Origin of the sequence: Thermogutta sp. (assembly GCF_039793925.1) — a bacterium.
In the GTDB taxonomy this organism is placed as follows: domain Bacteria; phylum Planctomycetota; class Planctomycetia; order Pirellulales; family Thermoguttaceae; genus Thermogutta.
In genome coordinates this window covers 1-9861 of sequence record NZ_JBAMME010000265.1, presented here as the reverse complement: position 1 = coordinate 9861, position 9861 = coordinate 1, and the positions used below count along the sequence as shown (strand labels likewise).

Here is a 9861-nt window from a genome sequence, read left to right as displayed (position 1 = left end):
GACGAGAGAGATGGAACACGACAGCGATGTCTGAGAATGCCCTTTTAATTCAACAGTTATGGGTTGGTGCCTGCCTGTTTGGACTGGGGCTGGTGGGCTTTTTGAGCCGGCGCAACCTCATCCTCATGTTCTTGTCCGTGGAGCTGATGCTCCAGGGGGTGTCGCTCAGTTTTGTGAGTTGGGGGCGTTTCCACGGGCAATTACAGGGGCAGGTGTTCGCCCTGTTTGTGATGGCAGTGGCGGCGGCTGAGGCGGCAGTCGCACTGGCCCTGGTTCTCAACCTTGTTCGCGCTCGATATGGACTGGACGTGTTGAAGATCCAGCACCTGCGAGAAGAAGGTTTAGGAGAGATTCCTCGGGAGGTGGAAGAGGAGGAAGTCCCGCCCCCGCCGCCGCCCAGTTGGCCCAAGTTGCCGCGGGTCGGACGCGCTCCTGTTATTCCGGAAGAAGTCCTCGAATATCGACCGACTGTCTGACGACCATGAGCTTTTTGATTGTCCTGGTTGCCGGTATGCCATTGGTGGCCGCCCTCGTGACGGCTGTGCTGGGACCGCGCGTTTTGCGGGAAGCCAGTCACGTGCCCACCGTGACAGCTACAGCGATTTCGTTCATTGGCTCATTAGCGCTTCTGGGGATGCTGCTCCGAGCCACACCGGCGGCTCACGACGCTCATTCTGAAGAACACGTCCGGACGTTTGAGCGGGTGTTCGAATTGTGGACCTGGGCGGACATCAGCCCCAGTGGAGCGTCCATCGAGCGGCCTGTTCCCCATGGCACGTGGGATTTTGTGCGGTTCCATATTCCGATTGCGCTGCGGGTGGATCCGCTCACCGTGTTTATGCTCGTCACAGTGACGTTCATCTCACTGTTGGTGGCGATTTATTCCATCGGATATATGCATGACGATCCCGGCTACTGGCGGTTCTATACGTATATCAGTCTGTTTGTCTTTTCCATGATCATGCTCGTTTCGGTGAGCAATTTTGTCCTTCTTTATGTGTTCTGGGAGGCGGTGGGCCTGTGTAGCTATCTGCTGATTGGATTCTGGTACAGGAAGCCGGAAGCCGCCGCAGCAGGAAAAAAAGCCTTCCTGGTGAACCGTGTGGGTGATTTCGGTTTTGCCCTGGGCATCTTTCTGCTGTGGTCGATGTATGGAACCCTCAACTTTCACGACACGATTGATCCGCAGACGCAGGAGGTGTTTTCTGCCGGGATCCTAGGGACTGCTCGACTTCTCCACCCGGAAAAGGGACTTATTCACGGGGGACTGGCGACCGTCGCATGTCTGCTTCTGTTTGCGGGAGCGTGCGGAAAGAGCGCCCAGTTTCCGCTCCATGTGTGGTTGCCCGACGCAATGGAAGGTCCGACGCCGGTGAGTGCCCTGATCCACGCGGCCACGATGGTGACGGCGGGCGTTTACATGGTGGCGCGGTGCATGCCGCTGTTCCAGGTCGCCCCGCATGTTTTGGAGATTGTCGGTGGGGTCGCGACGTTTACAGCCCTGATGGCAGCGGTCATAGCGCTCACTCAAACGGACCTCAAACGGATTCTGGCGTATTCCACAATTAGCCAGCTCGGTTACATGTTTTTGGGACTGTCGGTGGGCGGTCTGGTGGGAGCGGCAGCCGCCATGTTCCACCTTTTCACACACGCTTTCTTCAAAGCTCTCTTGTTCCTTGGGGCGGGGAGCGTGATGCATGCAACAGGAGGCGTCATCGACCTGAATCAAATCGGGGGGCTGCGGCGGCGGTTGCCGTGGACGCACGTGACGTTCCTGATTGGCAGTCTGGCCCTGGCGGGGATTTTCCCTCTGGCAGGCTTCTTCAGCAAGGACGAAATCCTCCTCGCTGTTGCCGGAAAGGCCCCTCACAGCGGCTACTATCAGACGTTACTGGCGATAGCAATGGCGACCGCGTTCCTCACCGCGGTATACACCTTCCGGGCTTATTTCCGCACATTCTTTGGCGAGGAGCGCCTCCCTGCGGAGAGCGTCGGCCATGTCCACGAGTCTCCCCCGGTGATGCTGATCCCGCTGGGAATTCTGGCAGCGGGCTCGGTCGTCGTCGGAGCATTGCTGGGACCAACGCGGTGGGTCGAGCATTTCCTGAGCGGAACGACAAGCCTGGATGCAGCGGCGCATCTGGCTGGGCATGGCATGGTAGCTCATGCGGGAGCTATCCCCTGGATCAGCCTCGTGCTGGCGTTACTGGGTGTGGCCCTAGCGGCTGGCGTAGTTCTCGGTCCCGGCGTGTTCGTGCAAGGAATAGTCGCTGCCTTCAGAGCCGTCGGCCTTTACACTCTTTCTTACAGAAAATTCTTCTTCGATGAGATTTATCAGTGGTTTATTGTCCGACCGCTGGCCGGACTGGCGAGCGTTGCCGCCTGGATTGACCGGTTTGTGATTGACTGGCTGGTGGACGTCGTCGGCCTTATTCCCCGATTTCTGGGAGCCATGTTGCGCAGCGTGCAGAACGGGCTGATCCCGTGGTATGCCCTGGGCATGGTTCTGGGCATGCTTGTGCTCCTGGCAGCACTTGTATTGTAGTGCTGCGGTCATGAGAAAGAGGGCCGAAAACAGGCGTGAAAGAAACGCACAGCAAAAAGGTAAATGCGACGCGACCCAACAAAAATGCCATTGGCAGGGTTTTCCGCGATCTGTTAGTTTTGACCAACTGTAGGACATACACATGGGCACGTTACTGGCAATCACCATTTTTCTTCCGCTGGTGGGTGTTCTCCTCGCTGGTCAAACGCGGGAGTCGGCCCGACTGGTGGCCCTGACGGTCGTGCTCGTGAACTGCCTGCTCAGCGGATATCTCGTGTTTTCTTATCCGGGAGGCGCACCGAGCTTCGCTGTGTTGGAAGTCCCTTGGTGGCCTCGCTCGGAAGCCACCTTGGGAGTCCGCTTCGCCATGGGATTGGATGGCCTGAGCTTGTGGTTGTACGGCCTCACATCGCTCCTCATGATCACCTGCGTCCTGGTGAGTTGGGAGGCCGTGAAAGAAAACGCTCCCGCGTTTTATCGTCTCTTGATGCTGCTGTATACGGGAATGCTGGGTGTCTTTGTGGCCCGGGATGTGCTCCTCTTTTATCTGTTTTTTGAAGCCACACTCATCCCACTGTTTTTCCTGATCGGGATTTGGGGGCATGAGGAACGTCGTTATGCGGCGATGAAGTTCTTCCTCTTCACCCTGGCGGGCAGTGTGCTGACGTTTCTGGGATTGCTGGCTCTGGTCATCTGGAATGCCTACGCAAGCGGTTCGGGAGTGGTGACGTTTTCCATCCCTGAGCTCACGCAACGGCTAGCCGAACTCCGTGAACGTGGGCAGCTTCCGCTGGCCTTTCAGCTTTGGGTGTTCTGGGCACTGTTTGCGGGATTCGCGGTGAAAGTGCCGCTTGTTCCGCTTCACACGTGGTTGCCGCTGGCTCACGTGGAGGCTCCCACCGCGGGAAGCGTTCTGCTGGCCGGTATTTTGCTGAAGGTCGGTGGGTATGGATTCTTGCGTTTTGTCCTGCCGATGGTGCCCGATGCTACTATGCAGGTCACTCCATGGATTCTTGCCCTTTCGGCGATCGGAATTGTTTACGGGGCCCTAACGGCTTTTGCCCAGCGCGATATCAAACGCCTCATCGCCTATTCCAGCGTCAGCCACCTAGGGTTCTGCATGCTGGGAGTATTCACCCTTAATGCTTTAGGACTTCACGGCGGGCTTTTGCAGATGATCAACCACGGACTGGCGACCGGTGGCCTGTTTGCCGTGGTGGGAATGATCTATGAGCGATATCACACGCGGAAGATCGAATCTTTTGGCGGGCTTGCCCGAAAGCTCCCCATTTTGGCGTTTTTCATGTTTGTGCTCACATTTTCCAGCATCGGTTTGCCTGGTCTCAACGGCTTTGCGGGAGAGTTTCTGGTTCTTGTGGGGATGTTCCAGCGGGCATGGCACGTCGGGGGCTGGGAATGGGTCTTTGCCGTGGCGGGCACACTGGGGGTGGTGCTTGGCGCGTGGTATATGCTGACGCTGGTGGGACGCGTGTTCTTCGGTACGCTGCGGGAACCGCTTTCGGAGAGTGTGGCTGCCCGGGATGGAGCGGCGGCTGAACAGACTGAGTCTTCAGAGAACTGGCACACTTATTCCGTGTCGGCAGGGCAGCACGGCGTCCGCGATCTGTCCCTCCGCGAGGTGTTGGCTCTTGCGCCACTGGTCGTCTTCATCGTGTGGATCGGCATTCAGCCGCAGTTTTTCCTGAGCCGCATGACACCCGCCTTAAAGTCGGTGCAGAAGCCACTCGCAGCGCCCGCGGCCACCCAGATAGCGGATCGAGCGGCCCTTCCCGCACGATCTGTCCCACCGGTTGGCGATACAGTCTCCGATCATCTGACGCAGATTTCTGGATGTGATGCGCAACTCGCTGACGCGACGTTTGACACTGGACAAGTGACATCCGATCATCCGACCGACCATGATGACTGACTGGCTGCCTGAAATTTTGCTTGTGTTCGCGGCCCTGTTGTGCCTGGTATTGGCGCCTTTCCAGGTACGGCGGAGCTGGTTTTACGCACTGGCCCTCATCGGGATAGTGGCCGGTGTGGCGCTGTTTTACCTTCAGCAAGGGTTTCTCGTGTCCAGTAAAGACATGCTGGGCGTGTTCGGACGAGGGCTGGCCTTTTCCGTGGGGCTGATCCTTGTTCTGACGGCTGGCTCCTCCGGACAGGAAAGCCAACACGAAGGTGAGCGATTAGGGAGTCTGCTGCTGGGGATTGTGGGTCTGGCGCTGGTTGCTCGCGCGGAAGACCTGGTGCTCCTGTTCGTCGGACTGGAGCTCATTTCCGTTGCGTCCTACATTCTTCTTTATGTCGATAGGGAAGGGCCTAATTATCGGGAGGCGGCCACCAAATACTTTTACCTCAGCGTGCTTTCCTCGGCTGTGTTCCTGTACGGGCTCAGTTTTGTTTACGGCCTGGCCGGCACGCTGTCGCTGCGGGAACTCATGCAAGCGGGGGCGCAGGGGGCGTTTACCGGCGTGATGGGGGCCATCCCCCTGGTGCTCATTCTGGCGGGCATCGGGTTCAAGATTGCGGCCGTGCCGTTTCACTTTTATGCCCCCGATGTCTATCAGGGGACGTCTCATCGCAACGCGGCCTTGCTCTCGGCCCTTCCCAAAGCGGCGGGCATGCTGGTGCTGGTGCGGCTTCTGCTGGAGGGAATGTTCGGAGGACCGGACCGGGCATGGCAGGTGGTGCTGGCACTTTCCGTCCTCACCATGACATTGGGAAATGTCCTGGCTCTGTGGCAGAGGAATCTACGGCGACTTCTCGCCTATTCGTCCATTGCCCATGCGGGGTACATGCTCATCGGTCTCACCGTGGCGATGACATACGCCACTCCCCAGGGCCACCCATGGGATGGGGCGGCGGCGCTGCTCTTTTATCTCATTGTGTACCTCCTGGCGACACTGGGCGCATTTGCCGCGCTCGGCACGCTGCGACTCGGCGATCGACAGGTCGAAACGCTCGACGACCTGCGCGGTCTGGCGTACGCGCCCCTCATGGATTTGCGATTGCTGGCCTGGTCGCTGGCCATCTTCATGCTGAGTCTGGCGGGGATTCCACCGCTGGCTGGCTTTTGGGGGAAGCTCGCCGTGTTCTTCAGCGCGTTGGATGTGGGAGGAGTTCCCGGTGGTGGGCCCGCGAGATCACGCCTTGTTTTCCTGGCCGTGGTGGGCGCGGTCAACGCGGCTATCGCCGCTGCCTACTACCTGCGGGTTGTGAGCACGATGTTCTTTGCCACGCTTCCCGGCGAAACTGCGAGCCACGAAGAGCGGACGCTGCAACTTCGGCAGGGTGCTATGCCGGCCATGTTCGCCGTCGCGCTGTGCGCCATCATGACGGTCCTCATTGGGATCAGTCCAGGGAGATGGATCGAACATGCTCGGCGGGCCAGCCCCACGCTCCGCGGCCCGCAGCGTTCGATGAAGCTTGCCACCATGGAAGGGAAACTTTCGGAAATGGCCGGTTCTACCGCATCATCTCTGTCGCCCGTGTCTCAGGACCCGTCCGAATGACGCTCCAAGGGGCCAGGGAAAAAGTGAGCGAACCGTCTCCCGAACGGCCTTCCGGTTTTCTATGGGTGAGCCCTTCCTAAGGCATGCGCTCAATCGTGCCTGGTGTTTGAGAAACGGCGACAAAAACGGCGAATCGAGGGCGAGCAGAGACACTAGTTTTACTGGGAGGGACGGCTAATCTGTCAGTCCTCTGCGCCGTCGAACCGCGGGTGTTGCTCGTCGCGGGATCTGATTTCACAATGAGTCAAAAGTGGCGCGAAGCTCTGGGGCAAAGAAAAATGGTATTCTGGCAGGACGTTGGGGACCGTTTCTGGAACAGAAGTGACAGGATGTTGACCTTTACGTATGGTGGATCAGGGCGAGTGCCTCATCGTTATCGCAACCTACAACGAGCGGGAAACACTACCTCCGCTTTTGGAAGCCATTTTCGCCACAGTGCCCACCGTAGACGTGCTCGTGGTGGACGATAATTCCCCTGATGGAACAGGCGCATGGTGCGAGGAGTATTCCCGCCAGGATCCGCGATTACGTTGTCTTCATCGACCGAGCAAGCAGGGCCTGGGGTCGGCGATCATCGCGGGACTTCGAGAAGGCATTGCCCAGGGCTATCGGTACGTGCTCACCATGGATGCCGACTTCAGTCATCCGCCGCACAGACTTCCCGATTTGCTGGCGGCTATGGAACCGGCCGATGGGCCGAAGGTGGACGTGGCGATCGGCTCACGTTACATCCCCGGCGGCCGCATTGAGGGCTGGCCGCTGCGCCGTCACCTGATGAGTCGTGCAATCAACTGGTTTGCGCGATTGATGCTCGGCTTGCCCGTCCGTGATTGCAGTGGCAATTTCCGGTGTTACCGAGCGGCGACACTGGCCCAACTGGATTTCAATGAGTTCTGTTCGTCGGGCTACGCGTTTTTTGAGGAGATCCTTTACCGTCTCCGGAAAATAGGGGCCGTCTTTTGCGAAGTGCCCATCACGTTTGTGGACCGGCGGAAAGGAGCGTCGAAGATCACCTGGCAGGAAGGGCTTCATGCGGTGAGCGTGATCATGAAACTCGCTCTCAATGAGAGCTGCCGGCGAAAGAAACGGCGGGAAAAGCCAGGTCTGGCCTCCAGCAAATCGTCAGCTACTCGGTGATCGCGCTTCATTGAGTTCGGGACATTCGAAGGGGCGTGGGCCGTGCCCATTCTGCGACCAGTTCCTTACCTGATCCTTCCCCTCTGGCCGCGCGCGATCTCCCCGGTGGCTTGATCTTCTCCCTCACTCTTTCTCCAAAAGCGGTTACAACACGGACGGCTCAAGAACTCAGGTGAAAGCGTCCAGCAGCTGAAGGATCACCGCGATGATGCCCATGAAGACCGCAATCCAGACGAGTGTCTTCAATCCATGGCGGAGCACGGCCGGCATGGCCTCCTGCCGGGTGCCCGCATACACCAGACTCACGGCAATGAGGAGCGGTACAAGATACCACATGTAATTGACGGTCATAACGCGATCGATTCCTGCGTCGAATTATAAACAATCGCACCGCTTTTCGAGGTTACTTCGAACTGGGCGTCTCGCTGGGTGTTGCCGGGGTCCCGGTGCTCGGTGAGTCCTGGTCGGCCTCCTGTTCTTTGCGGCTGGGGGACTCTGGAAACAGCGGCCCGCCAAATGCATCGAAAATCACCAGGATGTTGAGCAACCCGGCAATCGCTGTGTAGAGGCTTCCCAGGTCGAAATAGGCGTGCAACTCGTAGCAGATCCGCGAGAGCGTCGGCGGATTATCGTCATCCGTGCCCAGTCGAGGCGGAGCCATGAAATTATTCCATAATGGCGGTTTATTCTGGCGAACTCGGGCCGCCTGGATGAGGGCGGGCATGGCCGGCAGGCCCACACCAATCTGGCAGAGGTAGTACAGCCGCATATCCCCCGGCCGAAACGAGGCGTACACAACTCGGGCGTATCCGAGCTCGCGATTTCCCCCCAAATAGCATCCGTAAACGAACAAGCCCATGATGCAGACAAAAAAGAGAATCGCTTTGGCCTGGCGGCCCTGATACCAGTGACCGAGCCCCGGCAACAGCCAGGCCAGGAACGCCGCTACCCAAGGATCTTTCAATGTCACCCACCGGCCTTCCTCGTCCAGAAAACCAGCGCCGGATCGCCCGGAAGGTGGTTGCGTCACGGGACGCGATCGTTCGCCCATAATTGCCCTTCAGATTTGGTGGGATGGGTTAACAGTGGTGCAGAAGTCGGGGAAAATCCTATCTTCCCGTTCAAATACTAACCTAATAGTAAAAATACGCCTTAACCGCCCGTGTGCTATTCCATTGAAGCTAGTCGAGGCGTCAGAAAATTGCAACGGGTTGAGCGGATCAGGAAGACCCGCAAACCCACAAGAGCCAACTCCCAGAACACTGTGAAAACTGGTCTCCTTGCGTGTTTTTCCGGTCACCGGCCTTTCAGCTCCAGCATTCGTTCGAGGGCCACCAGCGCGTCCTTCGCCGTGGCGTCATCGACGCGAATGACGTTGACCGGTGTGCCGGCTGCCAGGTTTTCCGCGGCCCAGCAGAGATGCGGTAGATCGATCCGGTACATCGTCGAGCACATGCACACGACCGGGGCCAGGAAGTAGATCTCCTGCTCTGGGTGTTTCTTCTTCAGGCGATTGACAAGATGAAGCTCGGTGCCGATGGCCCATTTGGTGCCGGGAGGAGCTTCTTCCACCGCCCGGATGATCTTACCGGTCGACCCGACGACATCCGCCTTTTCCACGACCTCCTTCATGCACTCGGGGTGCACAAGGATTTTGATGCCGGGGTAGTTGGCGCGGAAATAATCCACGTGCTCCGGCCGGAAAACTTGATGCACGCTGCAGTAGCCTTTCCAGAGGATGACGGTAGCCTTTTCGATCGTCTCGCGGGAATTGCCGCCCAATTCCCGGGCATAAGGGTCCCACACCGGCATCGCCTCCAGAGGGATACCCATTTTCAAAGCGGTATTTCTGCCCAAATGCTGGTCGGGAAAGAACAGAACGCGCCGTCCCCGGGAAAGCGCCCACTGGAGGGCCACATCCGCATTGGCGGAGGTGCACACGGTGCCCCCGTGCCGCCCGCAAAACGCCTTCAGCTTGGCCGACGAATTGACGTAGGTGACGGGAATCACCTCGGAAATATCGATGACCCGGCTTAACTGTTCCCAGCAATCTTCAACCTGGTCGATTTCAGCCATGTCCGCCATGGAACAACCCGCCTTCATGTCTGGAAGAATGACGGGGATGCGTTCGCCGCGCTGGGCCAGTTTCTCGGGTCGATTGGCAAGAATATCCGCGGTTTCTGCCATGAAATGGACCCCGCAGAAGATGATGGCGCGGCAGGCTTCGTTCTCAGCTGCCAGAGCGCTCAGGCGATAGCTATCTCCCTGAAGGTCGGAAAGCTCGACCACCTCATCCCGCTGATAGTGGTGGCCCAGGATGAGCAGTCGTGGTCCCATTTGCCGTTTGACGGCCAGGATCCGTTCTCTTAACTCATCCGGGGAAAGTCTTTTGTAGGCCTCGAACGGATAGGTTTCGCGCTCGGCGGTTTGCAACACAGTCGTCATTGGTCCAGCACCTTGTTTGGAAAGGTCGTCGGCATCAAACTTCATTGTTTATCTTGAACCGCAGGAGAGGACTCTTACCCCTCAACGGACCCTGCGGAACTCCACATCGAGGACGTCATCCTCACACGGAGACTCTCGCGGCACAGCCGAATGAGTTGAATAAAACCACCATGCGGATCCAGAACGACGTGTCCCGACTGTGGTAAATACGAA

Annotated in this window: 8 protein-coding genes; 5 read left to right on the top strand and 3 right to left on the bottom strand. The window is 58.3% G+C overall.

Going from position 1 to position 9861, the window contains the following annotated elements; genetic code table 11:
* The 5 genes from nuoK to ABJK56_RS13155 all read left to right on the top strand — a co-directional run.
* Positions 1–476 (top strand): NADH-quinone oxidoreductase subunit NuoK (gene nuoK / locus ABJK56_RS13175; RefSeq protein ID WP_347245130.1); only part of this gene is annotated, 476 nt, incomplete at its 5' end.
* Positions 477–481: 5 nt separating this feature from the next.
* Positions 482–2545, top strand: coding sequence for an NADH-quinone oxidoreductase subunit L (nuoL, locus tag ABJK56_RS13170; RefSeq protein ID WP_347245129.1), 2064 nt, complete (start codon positions 482–484; stop codon positions 2543–2545).
* Between the two features lie 142 nt (positions 2546–2687).
* Positions 2688–4475: an NADH-quinone oxidoreductase subunit M gene (locus ABJK56_RS13165; RefSeq protein WP_347245128.1), complete on the top strand. Its 1788-nt coding sequence runs from the start codon at positions 2688–2690 to the stop codon at positions 4473–4475.
* A complete protein-coding gene (locus ABJK56_RS13160) occupies positions 4465–6066 on the top strand; it encodes an NADH-quinone oxidoreductase subunit N (protein WP_347245127.1) in 1602 nt (533 codons plus the stop codon). Before ABJK56_RS13165 ends, ABJK56_RS13160 begins: the two co-directional genes overlap by 11 nt.
* A 345-nt stretch (positions 6067–6411) precedes the next feature.
* Complete coding sequence (locus tag ABJK56_RS13155; RefSeq protein ID WP_347245126.1) at positions 6412–7203, top strand: polyprenol monophosphomannose synthase; 792 nt, start codon at positions 6412–6414, stop codon at positions 7201–7203.
* A gap of 168 nt (positions 7204–7371) precedes the next feature.
* Here ABJK56_RS13155 and ABJK56_RS13150 read toward each other — a convergent pair whose 3' ends face one another.
* The 3 genes from ABJK56_RS13150 to nadA all read right to left on the bottom strand — a co-directional run bounded on the left by ABJK56_RS13150 (position 7372) and on the right by nadA (position 9648).
* Positions 7372–7554: a hypothetical protein gene (locus tag ABJK56_RS13150; protein ID WP_347245125.1), complete on the bottom strand. Its 183-nt coding sequence runs from the start codon at positions 7552–7554 to the stop codon at positions 7372–7374.
* Between the two features lie 52 nt (positions 7555–7606).
* On the bottom strand, positions 7607–8254 hold the full coding sequence (locus ABJK56_RS13145; protein WP_347245124.1) for a DUF6677 family protein: 648 nt from the start codon (positions 8252–8254) through the stop codon (positions 7607–7609).
* Between the two features lie 245 nt (positions 8255–8499).
* Positions 8500–9648: a quinolinate synthase NadA gene (nadA, locus tag ABJK56_RS13140; RefSeq protein ID WP_347245123.1), complete on the bottom strand. Its 1149-nt coding sequence runs from the start codon at positions 9646–9648 to the stop codon at positions 8500–8502.
* Between the last annotated feature and the right edge of the window lie 213 nt (positions 9649–9861).